The organism is Serratia sp. AS12, assembly GCF_000214195.1.
Taxonomy (GTDB): domain Bacteria; phylum Pseudomonadota; class Gammaproteobacteria; order Enterobacterales; family Enterobacteriaceae; genus Serratia; species Serratia plymuthica.
This window is the reverse complement of the sequence record NC_015566.1, coordinates 1,889,280-1,903,693: the sequence shown is the minus strand read 5'-3', so window position 1 is coordinate 1,903,693 and position 14,414 is coordinate 1,889,280. Positions and strand designations below refer to the sequence as shown.

Here is a 14,414-nt window from a genome sequence, read left to right as displayed (position 1 = left end):
AGAAATAAATCGCGGCGACCCGCCGCACTTAACGATGGTTGATGCAGACGGCCCCCCGCCGCAGGCAGAACCGTTGCGGGCTTTATAGTGCCAAATTTGCCCGATCGACCCATGTCATCACTACATTTTGGCTACATAAGGAATTCGATCATGAGCACCATGACAGGACAAGCAAGACCAGCAAACTCCGCTTCCTATGAGCAAATTTGGCAGGCGGACCCAACGTCATGTCGAGGAATGGATCCGGATACCATTACGGTAGGTGTCGTCGTGGTAACGCGTAATCCGGCATTTTTCCAGACCGGGCTCAGTGTGTTGAATGACATTCGCGATTATGTGTTTAACCGTGTCCATATCCAGTCGGAGCTTCCCCCCAAGCTGTTTGAATTGGAATCAGATTCGCTGTATCTGGAAGCGCGTGAAAAAGCCGTCCATTTCCTGAAAAGTCAGAATAAAACGATCAATATCCGCATCATCCAATGTGCCAGCCTGGCGGAGGCGACGGGTAAAATTATTTACACCCATGCTCTGGAACAGCGCCCCGCATTCCATTTGGGGATGTTGTTCTACGACCAGATATCGCCTACACACGCTGACAACAGCATTGAACAAATTGACCGCGATCTGGATGCATTTTACAGCGCATTGCAAACCAGCGGCATTCCGGCGTTTTACACCACCTTTTCGACCGTCGCCTTTATTCGTGAATTGCGTTCTCCGTTCCGTTATTTGCCCCAGCAATATCGCGAGATTGTCCGCAGCGAAGATCCGGCGATCTTCCAGACTGAATTGTTATGTCTGTGGATGGACTTTTTTGAAATGAATTACACCAATCGCCGGGTCAAGCCGATCGGCGCATTGGCGCTGCACAATACCCTCGGCGAACAGTTGATTCAGTTCTTTGAACGCACCACCGCAAACCGCTGGCTGGTGTCTTACTACACCGGCTCGGTCATCTCCAATTTAATCGGTTATCTGGACCGGCATGCCGAAGCCCGTGGCGCGCTCATTCTGCGCGGCCCCAACGAACATGCCATTGCCTGTGGCGCCATGGCCAACTGGCAGCTTTATCGCATACCGTTTTTGGGCATAGTGACCTCCGGCATGATGGATGAGTTTAAGGGCACCTTAACCAACCTGAAGGAAACCGCGGCCCAGGGCATTATTGTCGCGGCGGAAAACCGCAGCAATCTGTGGTATGGCTTTCAGGGTACGTTGACGCCGACGGAAGACATGCGTGAGGTGTTGACCGCCAAACGCATTCCGTATGTCTATATTGACGACGTAGAAGGGATAGTCGCCGGTCTGAGCGAAGCATTTCGCCTTTATCATCAGAACCTCGGCCCGGTGGTGATCCTGGCGACGCAAAACGTGCTGGAATCTACCCTTTCGCTGGAAGGCGACATTGAGGAACCGGTATCGATATCCAACCTGCCGAACGATGACGTCCCGCCAATAACCGACAGCTTTACCCAAGCGATGGCGCTGCTCAACGAGGGCCCCGAGAGAGTACTTTGGCAACTTGGCCCAGTCAGTGATGACGAGTACGCCCTGATCCATGAAATTGCCGATGCTGCCGGCCTCGCGCTGGTGGACTCATTAGCGCACCCAGGTTCAGCCCCCAAATATTACCAAGGTAAACGTAACCCCCATTATTTGGGCACCCTGGCAATTTATGGCTACAGTCCACGGGTGTACAACTATCTGCACACCAACGACAAGCTCAACGCCATGAGCGAACAAAGTCTGTTTATGATTAAGAGCCGCGTCGCTCAGATCACCACGCCATTTTCCGACGGTCGCCTGGAGCGCAAGGTGCATCTGGTGCAACTCACCCATGATGAACAGCACCTGTCGCCGTATGCCGATGTGCATCTGCACATGAATTGCCTGGCTTTTTTGCGCGCCGTAAAAGCCCATCTTGCCGTCAGCCCCGCGCTGCGCGATAAACGCCGGACGCTGATTGCCGCCTATCTGGATTCCCCTTCTGACGTGGTGAGTCAGTTGCCCAGCCTGCCGATGTCGGCCAACTACTTCTTTTGCCAATTGAATCAGGTGATAGAGAATTTAATCGAGACGGAAAACTTCGATTTTACCGGCGTCTACGATGTGGGCCGCTGCGGTATCTCTGCGGTGCGCAATGTCGCTAAAACACGGCGCGGTTTCTCCGGCTGGTATGGCCGCGCCTTGATGGGCGATGCGCTATTGGCCACCAGCTATCTGGCTTATACCAGCCCAAGCCATGTGGTGGCGTTTATCGGCGACGGGGCCAAAGGGATAGTGCCGGATATTCTGCCGGCCTTTATCGACAATATTCTCACTCACCCGCAATTGCTTAATAAAAGCATCACCGTCTTTTATTTCTGTAATGGTGGTCTGTCGGTGATTAACACCTACCAGGAACGCATTCTATTTAATCGAACATCACGACAAATGCGTCTGGTGAATGTGGATCAACCGGAGTTCGAACAACGGATAAATAACTTCCACATCCAGGGCAAAACGCTCACCCACTTCGATGAAGACGCCATCCGCCAGGCGTTGACCACCCCGAAACGTCTCAACCTGTTTTCCGTGGTATTGGGGCATAACAACGAAGGTGACGGCATCTCGCTGGCCACCGCCAAAGGCTGGCAACGTGACCCCTGCGATCAGGATGCGCTGCAAGAACGCAAAGCCTGGGCCGCCCTGCAACCGGAGTCAACCAGTACCGCCTTCGACCAAGATCAAACAAAGGAAGCCACATCATGAAGTTTGGATTTATCGCTCATCCGACCTCGGTTGGTTTAAAACGTTACGTCAAAATGCTCGACCTGCTGCAGCGTAATTCGACTGAGCAACATAGCGGTTACAAACGCGACCTTTGGGTCCGCGAAAACCTGGTGCCATTTATGAACTTTGCCAGAATCACCTCGGCTACCGGCGCCACCTGCGAAGGGGTGATCAAATATATGCCGCTGGTCGCCGATGAAATGCTGGCCGATGCCCGTGGCATCGCCAATCGGGTAGTGCAAGGTATTGAAGAGTTGGCCGGAGAAGGAGCAGAACTGGTTGGTTTGGGCGGGTTTACTTCCATTGTGGGTCGACGTGGCGAAGCCACTGCCGAAAAATCCCCGGTTCCTGTCACCTCCGGCAATTCATTGACCACCTATGCCGGTTACAAGGCCATGATGCAAATTCAATCCTGGCTGGATATTAAACCGGATCAGGAACCGGTGGCGATTGTCGGCTATCCGGGTTCTATCTGCCTGGCACTGAGTCGATTATTGCTTGCGCAGGGGTTCTCCCTTCATTTGCTGCACCGCGCCGGTAACCATGACCGGGAAGAATTACTCAGCCATCTGCCCGACCAGTATCACGCGCAAGTGACCCTGACCAGCGACCCTAATGACTTATACCCACGTTGCAAACTCTTTGCCGCGGCAACTTCTGCGGGGGGCGTGATCGACCCGTATAAATTGCAGCCTGGATCTATTTTTATCGACGTCGCGCTGCCCAGAGATATCAAGGCTGACACCCGCCCAAATCGGGATGACATTCTGATTATCGATGGCGGCTGCGTCACGGCAACGGATGCGGTCAAGCTGGGAGGTGAGTCGCTGAATGTGACTATCAAACAGCAGATGAATGGCTGTATGGCGGAAACCATAGTGTTGTCTTTGGAGAACCGCCGGGAAAACTTCTCGCTGGGCCGTTATCTGCCGCCGGAGAAGGTGCTGGAGATCGGTGAAATTGCCGAGCGCCACGGTTTCATGGCTTATCCTCTGGCCTCATATGGCGAGCGGATTGATCGCCAGAGCGTCATTAACCTCAAGCGTTACTACCACCAGGATATCTATGCCGGCGAGTCGGACGTTGCCAAACAGAGCGAGACGCGTCTGGCCTTTATCGACGCTATTATCGCGCAAGATCCCGCTCGGGAGGACAGTCTCGACCGTTATCGCCAGTTTATTAACCCGATGATGGTGGATTTCCTCAAACTGCAGCATTGCGACAATGTATTCCGCCGCGCTGCGGGCACCCAGCTCTACACCACCGACGGCGAGGCTTTTCTGGATATGGTGGCCGGCTATGGTTGCCTCAATCTCGGTCATAACCCGCAGCCGGTGATCGATGCATTGAAAACCTATCTCGATGCTCAAGGTCCCAACTTTATTCAATACATTTCAATTCCCGAACAAACCGCCAAGCTTGCCGAAGTACTCTGCCAGCTGTCGCCAGGCAATATGGGCCGGGTTTTCTTCAGCAATTCAGGCACCGAGGCGGTAGAAGCCGCCATGAAGATCGCCAAAGCCTCGACCGGTAAACCGGGTATCGCCTACCTGAAGAACAGCTACCACGGCAAGACACTGGGCGCCCTGTCCATCACCGGTCGCGACAAACACCGCCGCTATTTTACCCCGCTGCTGGACTCGATGGTTGAAGTGCCGTTTGGCGATATAGAAGCATTGCGTCAGGTGCTGAACCGCGACGATATCGGTGCCGTGATGATCGAACCTATTCAGGGGGAAGGCGGCGTTCATATCCCGCCGGACGGTTACCTGCAAGCGGTTCAGCAGATTTGTCGCCAGACTGACACCTTACTGATGGTCGACGAAGTGCAAACCGGGCTGGGACGCACCGGGAAACTCTTTGCTTGTGAATGGGATAACATCGAGCCAGACGTTCTGATGCTGTCAAAATCGCTGTGCGGTGGGCTTCTCCCCATTGGCGCCACCCTGTGCCGGGCCGATATTTGGCAGAAAGCCTATGGCACAGCAGACCGCTTCCTGGTGCACAGCTCGACCTTTGGCGGTGGCAACGTCGCTTCAGTGGTGGCGCTTAGCGCCTTGCGGGAGATCCTGGCCCAGGATCTGGTCGGGCAATCCGAACGGCTGGGTGCCTATTTTAAACAGGCGCTGACCGACGTCGCCGCACGCTATCCCTTCGTCGCAGAAATTCGCGGGCGCGGTCTGATGCTGGGGATCCAGTTCGATCAAACCTTTGCCGGAGCGGTCAGTGCTTCTGCCCGCGAGTTTGCCACCCGCCTGCCCGGAGACTGGCACACCACCTGGAAATTCCTGCCCGACCCAGTGCAGGCCCACTTGAAAGCGGCCATGGATCGCATGGAGCAGTCGCTGGGTGAAATGTTCTGCATGAAGTTTGTCACCAAGCTCTGTCAGGACCACAAGATCCTGACGTTTATAACCGCCAACAGCTCGACGGTGATCCGCATTCAACCCCCACTCACCATTAACAAAGCAGAGATCGATCGTTTCGTCAGCGCATTCGCCACGGTGTGCGATGAACTATCCACCTTTTTAGAATAGGAGGCTATGAAATGGCATTAACCAAGCAAGACGCAGTGAACCAGATGATGGGCTTTTTTCAAGCCAAAGCCCTGACCGCCGCTCTGGCCTTAAAGCTGTTCGATCATTTACGCGATCAGGATCGCGACGCGCAACAGATAGCGACGCGCATCGACAGTCCGCTGCGTTCCAGCGAGCAGTTGCTGATTGCACTTCATGCCATGGGGTATCTTGAAAAACGGGGCGATCTCTATCACCTGCCTCCGGAGCATCGGACATTTCTGGTCAGCGATCAGCCGCAGTGGCTGGGATGGCTGGGCCGCCATATCGATACCTTCTTGTACCCTCTGTGGGGCAAGCTGAAATCGGCGGTAGAAAATGATGCGCATCAGCGTCAGAGCGTCTTCGGCGACGATCGCAGTTGGTTCGATATCCTGTATCAAAATCCGGATGACGTAGTTGACTTTCAGGAATTCCTGGGCAAATTTGCCGCCCCCTTTATCGACGGATTTATCCGCGATTACGATTTCTCGCAACATCGAGCTTTTTTAGATATCGGCAGCGGCATTGGCAACCTGCCCATCGCTGTCGCCAGTGCTTTTTCCGACATCAGGCTGGCCATTTGCGAACTGCCGCAAGCCTCTGCGTTCTTGCGCGACAAGCTGACAGCGCAAGGTTACGGCGAACGCATCCAGGTCGTTGAAGGCAATGTCATCACCGGCGATTTACCGATCGGCGATTATGACCTGATCCATCTGGGCTGGATGCTTCATGACTATGCCCCTGAAACCCAATTGGCCATTTTGCGCAATATCTACCAGGCGATGCCGGTCGGCGGCCGATTTATCGCTTCGGAAACCCCCTTAAATGCAGACAAATCTGGGCCGGAGTTCACCGCATTGCTGTCACTGAACATGTTGGTCTCTACCGATGGCGGCATAGAGAGCAGCCCTCAGGAATATCTGACCAGATTCAGACAGGCAGGATTCAGTCAGGTCCGAATCATGGATATCCCCGGCCCTCGCACCCTGATTGTCGGCGAAAAAACAACCAATTAATACGGGAGTTCACTATGTTGGAAAGCAAACTGATACACCACATCGCCACCCAATTTCTCGATGGCGACAAGCAAGGGCTGAATGCTTATACCCCGCTGTTTGAGCTTAACGTCGTTGACTCCGCATCCATTTTTGATCTGGTGGATTTCCTGCGGCAAGAATCCAACGTCAAGATTGGCATGCATGAGATCCACCCGGCAAATTTTTCCTCGGTACAAGCGATGGTTGAACTGGTTCAACGGTTGAAAACAGATCCGGTGCTGGGAGGTGAGGTATGAACATTCAATCTGACACTGCATTGGCTCAAAACCATGATGCCCTCAAGCACTCCGTATTACACACCTTCGCGCAATTGACCGAGTACGATCTTTCGGCGCTGGCCTTAACCAGTCATCTGGAAAATGACCTGGGGATAGATTCCATTGCACTGGCTGAAATTGCCGCCTCACTGACCCGGCAATTTCAGTTGAGCACGCCACTGGTGACTCAAGAGATAAAAACTATTCAGGATGCTCTCGACCACATTTTGCAACGTGAATTCCAACTGCCGAAACAACAACCTGGTGCAACGGGAGACGCCACCGGCGATCCCGATCGGTGGCTTAACGCCCTGATCCAGCAGATTTTCGCCCAACACAGTGGTTACGATGTCAAAGAGCTGACGCCCGATGCCGCCATTGAAGCAGACCTGGGGATTGACTCGGTGGCGGTGGTGTCTGCCCAAAGCGATTTATTGAAACAACTGCAGCTACATGACGCTACCGCGTTGACACACTGCCATACCTTGTCAGAGTGGCAACGCTGTCTGGCAACTCGCCTGGAACAAGAAAAAGGCCCTCAGTGGTTTACACATTTCAGCGTTCCAACTGCACATCGGGAGGCCTTCACCAGCCACAATGATGCCGCTGCGGCGACGGTGACATCGGCCTCGCCAGTGGATTGCGATGACATCGGCGATCCACGCACCATGCGTGATTTCGTCGGTATTGAGCACCCGGATCTTTTTCATAAGGCACGGGAATTCCAAGCCTTTTACCGAGAGAAAAAAGCGCAACAGCTTTACTGGTACGGCATGCCGCTGGAGACCCCATGCAAAAACCGGGCGGTCATGTTTGATGAAACCACCGGCAAAAGCCGCGAGTTTTTGATGTTCGGTTCCAACAGCTATTTAGGGCTGTCAAACCATCCGGAAGTCATTCACGCCATTCAGGACGCCGCCGGTTTATACGGTGCCACCAATACCGGATGCCGCATCATCGCCGGCAGCAATGTGCTGCACCTGGAACTGGAGCGCAAACTGGCCAAACTCAAAGGGCGTGAAGACTGTATTGTCTACCCTTCTGGTTATTCGGCTAACCTGGGTTGCATTTCGGCGCTGACCAGCAGGCATGACCTGGTATTTACCGATGCCATCAATCACATGAGCATTCAGGATGGCTGCAAGCTGGCAGGCGCACAGCGTAAAATCTATAACCACTCGCTGACCAGTCTGGAACAATCTCTGGCCAAATATGCAGATCATCCCGGCGGAAAATTGATTGTAACCGACGGGGTTTTCAGCATGCACGGCGACATCGTTGATCTGCCGCGACTAATGAAACTGGCCGAACGTTACGGGGCCAGAGTGTTGGTTGATGATGCCCACGCAACCGGCGTTTTGGGCAAAACCGGCTCAGGCACGGCAGAGCATTTTAATATGAAGGGCAAGGTCGATCTGGAATTGGGCACCATGAGCAAAGCCTTGTCGGGATTAGGAGGGTTTGTTTGCGCTGACGCAGATGTCGTGGAGTTCTTGCGCTTTTACTCCAACTCTTACGTGTTTGCCGCCACCATTCCCGCCGCAGTAGCGGCCGGCGTGATCGCATCAATTGATATCATGCTGCGTGAACCCGAACGTTTAACGCAACTGTGGGACAATATCTATTACTTCCGCACTCTGCTGCTGAATGCCGGGTTTGACCTTGAGCATTCGGATTCCGCCATTGTGCCGATCGTGGTCGGTGATGATGCCAGGACCTTGCGTTTTGGTCGTGCCGTTCGGGCGCGTGGTCTGTTCTGCCAAACCGTGGTGTTCCCCGGCGTGAGCGTCGGAGATGCGCGTTTGCGGATCAGCATCACCAGTGAACACACGAGGGATGACCTGGATGAAGCCTTTGCCATACTGGTAGAGTCCGCTCTGGAAACCGGCGTATCCGTCACCCCGTCAGTACGCCGGAAAGAACCGGCGAGCGCCAAGGAGGCCTAAGGAATGACAACCTTCACGCCTTGGGTGTTGGGCCGGTTGCAGGAGCACGCACGGCAGACCCCGGAGCGCACGGCATTGCTGTGCGGCGAGCAACGATGGCATTTTCGGCAGCTGAGCGCGCGTGCTCAGATTATCGCCGCCACCCTGCGCCAACAAGGGCTATCGGGGCAGGCCATCTTGCTCAAGCTGCCGAAAAGTCTGGACACCGTTGCCGCGATATATGCCACCTGGATCAGTGGTAACCACTATGTTCCTATTGACTATAGCCAGCCTGCGGCACGGATTGAACGTATCATTGCCGCAGCTGAACCCGCGCTGGTTATCGATGAGGCCTGGTTGGCGGCGCTCCCCTCAGACACCGAGACGCAGTGGCAGCCGGAGAGCGACAGATTCGCCAATCCTGTTGCCGCCATTTTATATACCTCCGGTTCAACAGGCACCCCGAAAGGGGTGCAAATCAGCCACGAAATGCTGACTTTTTTTATCCAATGGGCCATAGCGGACACTCAGCTAACGGCGCAGGATGTTCTGGCCAACCACGCGAGTTTTGCCTTTGACCTGAGCACCTTTGATCTGTTTGCCGGTGTCAGCGTCGGCGCCGCAACCTGGATCATTCGCGAACAAGAACAGAAGGACTGCCAGGCCATTACCCAGGGTTTGCAAACCCATGGCATATCGGTGTGGTACAGCGTCCCCTCCATTCTGGTGATGTTGGAAAAAAGCTTGCTGTTGGATCAAGGCGTCACTCAGTCATTGCGGCAAGTCACTTTTGCCGGAGAGCCTTACCCGGTCGCCGCGTTGAACCGGCTGTTGCCCTGTTTGCCGCCCCAGTGTCGGATCAGCAATTGGTACGGCCCGACGGAAACCAATGTGTGCACTGCCTACACCATAGATCGGTCGCTATTGAACCGGCTGGAACACATTCCCATAGGCTACCCACTGACAGGACTTAGTGCACAACTGGAGGACGAAAGCGGTCACCGCTATCCGCTCGATCACGCGCTGGGGATCAGCGGTGAACTGCTGATCAGCGGGCCATGCGTCACTCCGGGTTACAGTAATGTCAGGGTGGCCCGCCAGACCGAGTTACACTCGCAACGGTGTCATGCAACCGGCGATTGGGTCGAAATGACACGAGAAGGTCTGATTTTCCGTGGCCGCGTGGATGACATGATAAAAATTAATGGGTATCGGGTGGAGCTGGGCGAAATCGAGTCGGTACTCCATCACCATCCCGCCATCAGTCAAGCCGCTTTATATGTCGAACATGGGGAACTGAAACAAAAGCTGGTCATGGTCGTCAGCATCCATGCCGGCACCGCACAACCGGGTCTGCTGGAACTAAAACAGTTCCTGCAACCTCGCCTTCCCCCTTACATGATCCCCAACGCACTGGTCATCACCGACAGCCTGCCGATGAATGCCAATGGTAAGGTGGATCGCAAGCGTCTGGCAGAGGTGACTGCCCGATGAGTCAGAACAACCGCACCGCGCCACTGGCTCTGGTCGGCATTGGCTGCGCGTTGCCCGACATTGCACGATTTGATGATTTGCTCACCCCCGCCCAATGGGAAGCCGGCTATGAATCCGCCTCCCTCTTGCCGTGGAGTGAAGCCGCTCGACCGATCCAGGGGCGACTGGTGAACGATACGGCATTTGATTTCAAAAAATTCTCTATTCCTCCGTTGTTCAAGCTGGCGGTCAGTCGGGAAACGCGTCTGGCGCTGCGAGCGGCTGAAGACGCCCTGCGAACATTGTCGCTGCCGACGACACTGCGTGACCATTGCGATCAGTTCTGCGCAACACATTTAGGCAGTGATGCCGCCTATCGCAATACAACCAAAATCAGCGCGCTGCGGGTGTTAGCCGAACAACTCAGGGCGCAGGGCCTCCCGCCCGCGCAGGTGATGCGCCGTCTCGATGATTATAAGCAGCAGTTGGCCCAAACATTCGGCAGCTCGTCTCATGATCGGGTGGGCGAAATGGCCTCCAGCATTCCGGCTCGCATTGCACACTTTTCGCAGACGCGCGGCAAATGCCAGACTCTCGATGGTGCCGATCTGGGCGGCTTGCGCTTGCTGCAATTAGCTCAGGACTGCTTTCGCTATCATGACAGTCGGATGGCTGTATTGACGTCCGTGCAATGTTTCCACCACCGTCCGCAGGCATACATGTTACTTGAACAAGGCGTCTCTCAGCAGGTCTGTTGGCAGGAAGGTGCCATCAGTCTGGTCGTTTGCCCGCAAAGAGTAGCCAGTGAACAGGGATGGCCGGTGATCACGCTGTTGGGTGATTTGATAACCTTGCCGGGCGGACAAGGGCAAAACGAAATGCAGTTCCCGCCTCCTCGCTATTTTTCCGGTGCCAACCAGGTTTTCAGTCAGATTGTCGAGATGGTGCTGAATCAGCGCCAGCATTGTGGGGGACGATCCTTTACCGGGCGCAGTTGGCAGATCAGCGTGACGCAAACCCACTCATTTTCCCCTGCCGTGCAGGATCGCGTGGCGATCGTAGATTATCAACCGGTGACCGCACAGGGGTTGGACAAGGACCGTTTTTGGCAAACGCTGGTTACCGGAGACGATGCTTTACGGACACAGAGTGCGGAGCAACTTCATCCCGACGCGTTCCTGCGCGCCACACCACAAAAACTGAGCACTTATATTCAGCGGGCAATGAGTTTCCCGACACACCGTCCACATGATGTCAGCCTCAACAAGCCGATGATGCCCGCCAAGAAACTGCGGCTGGATGTCACGCAGTTATACGCACTGAACGGCTGTCATTTATGGTCCGATAAGGTACGCCAATTCGAACGCATCGCCATTGTGGTCGCCAGCAACCTGTCGTTGAGCGCCGACCGTCTGTTGGCGACGACGGCCTTGTGGCCCGATCTGCCGCACTCAGCAGTGGCGATCCCCCTGCCGGCTCAGCCTGAGCTTACCGTCTGGAGCTGGTATGGTGCCTGCGGTATCGGCACGGCACAGCTTTTGGCTCAGTCTCTCGGGGTCAACGCCGACTGTTATGCGGTGGAAGCCGCCTGCGCCAGTTCATTGGCCGCTTTGCACAATGCGGTTAGAGCATTGCAGGCGGGGCGTTATGATGCCGTGCTGGTCGGCGGGATCGAAACCGCGACACTGGAGCGGGATCTGGTTTTGTGTAGCGCGCAAATGATGCTTTCCGCCACACGTATGCGCCCGTTCGCAAAAAACGCTGATGGATTTACCCCTGGCGATGGCGGCGGTTTTTTCATTCTGACCCATCACCCATCACCCCAGGCCATCGCCACCGTTGAGGCGATATCTGGCTCCTGCGACAGCCATTCCATGACCGCCCCTTCACCTCAGGGGCAGGCGCTGGCGATCGCGAAAACCTTGGGTTTGGCCGAGATCAATGCCCAGAGGGTGCAATATCTTGAGGCTCACGGTACAGGCACCGATCTGGGCGACAAATCCGAGCTACAGTCCCTGCAAGGGAGCTATCGCCGCGCTGCTGATGTCCCGTTATATCTGGGATCGGTGAAGTACAACTTTGGACACTGTTTTGCCGGTGCCGGGGCGTTGAGTCTATGCAAAGTGTTAAGCGGCCTCGAACATGGGCAAATTCCCCCGACGCCCGTCTCTGAGCTGAACAGCCATTTGCCACTGGACGATATCCCCGCAGAGATTCCGCAGCAGGCAATGCCCTGGCCCCAGCCGGATGAGGGAGAGCGCCAAGCGGCGATCAACGCCTTTGGCACCGGCGGCATCAACTACCATATGGTCATCAACCAATCATCATAAAAGGCGGCCCCTATGCACGTCATCATCCATAAAATTCGACTGAAAGACATCGCCCAACGAGGCGCTTTTCGCGACTGGGTGGAAACCAGCGATTATGCAGCCTGCAAACAACTGAGTGCCGTACAGGCTTTCGAGGTTATTGAGATCAGTCAAAGCGCGGATGCCCAATTTCATTTTATCGAGATTATTCACCTGAATTCGTTGCAACGCTTTGAGCAACAGATGCAAACACCGCTGTTCCACAGTCTGGTCAACCGGTTTAATCAGTTGGCTGAAGTCGTTAACGAAATTACCGGTGAGCGGATTGCTGATGGCTATCGGCTGTAATAGTGGCGGAATGCCGTCCCGCGTCGTCATTGCTGTTGCACACGCTGCTGCCGATGCAAAAGAACCGAGGTTGTATCGTCAACGGAGGGTGAAACAAAATGCCCGTGAACTGACCCTGGCGCTGTTGGATCAGGTCTGGTGCACAACGGGGTTCATACTGCGTCATCATGCTTCTGGCCAACCGATTGGCGAACATCCCTTGCTGGGATGGCGACAGGTGTCCGTCAGCCATTCGCACTCCTGGTATGCGGGAGCGACCAGCAATGCTGCAGTGGGCATTGATCTGCAACAGTATCGGACATTTAGCGCCACCGCGCGGCGTCTGGCCTTTACTGTCGATGAACTCGCCCTGGGATATGTGCAAACCTCTGCGGCCTGGGCTATTCGCGAAGCTTTTTTAAAAAGTCACGGGCAAGGCTTGCCTTACCCATTGCGGGATATCCATATCGACTGGCAACAGTCGCAGGTTTCCACCTTATCAGCCCGGCTCGAACGCAGGCAGTTCTGGTTGTGGTACAGCTTGGAATGGGTGTGCGCACTGTGCTTTCCAACCGGGACGATTGCCATGCCTGATACCGACATTGACGTTATCTCTTGCTCACGGGGGATCTATCGCCATGAGAAATGACGCATTTGAGCAGGCATTGCAAAACGGAGTTGATATAGCCCGCCTCGCGCCCTCTTCGCATAACTGCCAGCCATGGTCAGTCCGCTACCATGCCGATACTCAACAAGGTTGGGTCACCATCGACCGACCACGCGCGCTCAAAGGATTACCCTCACTGGAGCGAGAAATGCTGATGAGCTGTGGCCTTTTCTTCGAGTATGTCAGCACTCTGCTAAAACACGCCGGTTACCCGCTTAACTGGCGGTGGGAAGGTACGCATCGGGATGATCCTGTTGGGGGATTGATCTCCTTTACACCGGCGATGCCTATCACCGCCGATATCAATGCTTACTCACAATTAGCCAAAGCGATTACAGAACGGCGCACCGTCAGGGCGCCTTATCAGCCAACGCAGGTGAATCCAATACAGCAGGCATGCCTACAGACTTTATTCGACGGCTCCCCGGTCACCCTTCATTTCTACCAGGGTGAGCCGGTGCGCCATGCCGTCGCCCACCTTACCACTCGATATGCGTCTCTTGATTTCTCTCATCATCAGGCTTGGCAAGAAACCTATCAGTTCATTCGGTTTAATGAACGTCAGTACACCGAGGATGGTTTCTATCTGCATAACCTGTTTGGCCCGGTCTCCAACCTGTTCAAGTGCGTTTTCCGGATCGCCTTTCACCCGAAACTGACCCCGCTGGCCACGCGTTTGCAATTGCCCGCCATGATGGCGAAAGGGTTGGCAAAACAGGTGGGCGAAGGGCCGCAATACCTGGCAATGAGCCTGCAGGATGAAAGTGACGAACACCTGTTTATCGCCGGCATGACGCTGGGTCAGCTGTGGCTGACTTTACACTCATGGGGATGGGGCCTGCATCCGATCAGCGTGCTGGTGCAACACGCCAGTGCACGGCATGCCCTGTCCGATACGCTGGCGCTGGTCAACCCAGCCGTTTTTTTCGCACGCTTTGGTCATTTGCAACAATCTGGCGCAGCCACTCCCAGGCGCAGTTGGCAAAGTATTTTAACCGTATCACATCAACATTCGGCCGCTGAAACCAAGGCCGATGTCAGCAAATTTTAACCTGAAAAGGAGTATAA

10 protein-coding genes are annotated in these 14,414 nt (G+C 54.9%); all 10 read left to right on the top strand.

The genetic code is table 11. The annotated features are described in order from the left end of the window. Nucleotides 1-150 precede the first annotated feature (150 nt). The 10 genes from SERAS12_RS08800 (at nucleotide 151) to SERAS12_RS08755 (ending at nucleotide 14,397) form a co-directional block, all read left to right on the top strand. Nucleotides 151-2,751, top strand: a complete 2,601-nt coding sequence (locus SERAS12_RS08800) for a hypothetical protein (protein ID WP_013812353.1) — start codon at nucleotides 151-153, stop codon at nucleotides 2,749-2,751. After that, nucleotides 2,748-5,309 carry an aminotransferase class III-fold pyridoxal phosphate-dependent enzyme gene (locus SERAS12_RS08795; protein ID WP_013812352.1) on the top strand — a complete coding sequence of 854 codons (2,562 nt, stop codon included), beginning with the start codon at nucleotides 2,748-2,750 and terminating at the stop codon, nucleotides 5,307-5,309. The genes SERAS12_RS08800 and SERAS12_RS08795 overlap by 4 nt, the downstream gene beginning before the upstream one ends. A gap of 11 nt (nucleotides 5,310-5,320) precedes the next feature. Then, complete coding sequence (locus SERAS12_RS08790; protein WP_013812351.1) at nucleotides 5,321-6,346, top strand: methyltransferase; 1,026 nt, start codon at nucleotides 5,321-5,323, stop codon at nucleotides 6,344-6,346. Between the two features lie 14 nt (nucleotides 6,347-6,360). Then, nucleotides 6,361-6,624 carry a hypothetical protein gene (locus SERAS12_RS08785; RefSeq protein WP_013812350.1) on the top strand — a complete coding sequence of 88 codons (264 nt, stop codon included), beginning with the start codon at nucleotides 6,361-6,363 and terminating at the stop codon, nucleotides 6,622-6,624. Continuing rightward, nucleotides 6,621-8,591 carry an aminotransferase class I/II-fold pyridoxal phosphate-dependent enzyme gene (locus tag SERAS12_RS08780; protein WP_013812349.1) on the top strand — a complete coding sequence of 657 codons (1,971 nt, stop codon included), beginning with the start codon at nucleotides 6,621-6,623 and terminating at the stop codon, nucleotides 8,589-8,591. Before SERAS12_RS08785 ends, SERAS12_RS08780 begins: the two co-directional genes overlap by 4 nt. A 3-nt stretch (nucleotides 8,592-8,594) precedes the next feature. After that, nucleotides 8,595-10,064 carry a D-alanine--poly(phosphoribitol) ligase gene (locus tag SERAS12_RS08775; protein WP_013812348.1) on the top strand — a complete coding sequence of 490 codons (1,470 nt, stop codon included), beginning with the start codon at nucleotides 8,595-8,597 and terminating at the stop codon, nucleotides 10,062-10,064. Further along, nucleotides 10,061-12,373, top strand: coding sequence for a polyketide synthase (locus SERAS12_RS08770; RefSeq protein WP_013812347.1), 2,313 nt, complete (start codon nucleotides 10,061-10,063; stop codon nucleotides 12,371-12,373). Before SERAS12_RS08775 ends, SERAS12_RS08770 begins: the two co-directional genes overlap by 4 nt. A gap of 12 nt (nucleotides 12,374-12,385) precedes the next feature. Then, the gene (locus SERAS12_RS08765) at nucleotides 12,386-12,700 is read left to right on the top strand and encodes a RedY (protein ID WP_013812346.1); all 315 of its coding nucleotides are present in this window, start codon (nucleotides 12,386-12,388) and stop codon (nucleotides 12,698-12,700) included. Between the two features lie 88 nt (nucleotides 12,701-12,788). Next, a complete protein-coding gene (locus SERAS12_RS08760; RefSeq protein WP_239440988.1) occupies nucleotides 12,789-13,328 on the top strand; it encodes a 4'-phosphopantetheinyl transferase superfamily protein in 540 nt (179 codons plus the stop codon). Beyond that, nucleotides 13,318-14,397, top strand: coding sequence for a prodigiosin biosynthesis protein PigM (locus SERAS12_RS08755; protein ID WP_042437277.1), 1,080 nt, complete (start codon nucleotides 13,318-13,320; stop codon nucleotides 14,395-14,397). Before SERAS12_RS08760 ends, SERAS12_RS08755 begins: the two co-directional genes overlap by 11 nt. Nucleotides 14,398-14,414: the final 17 nt, after the last annotated feature.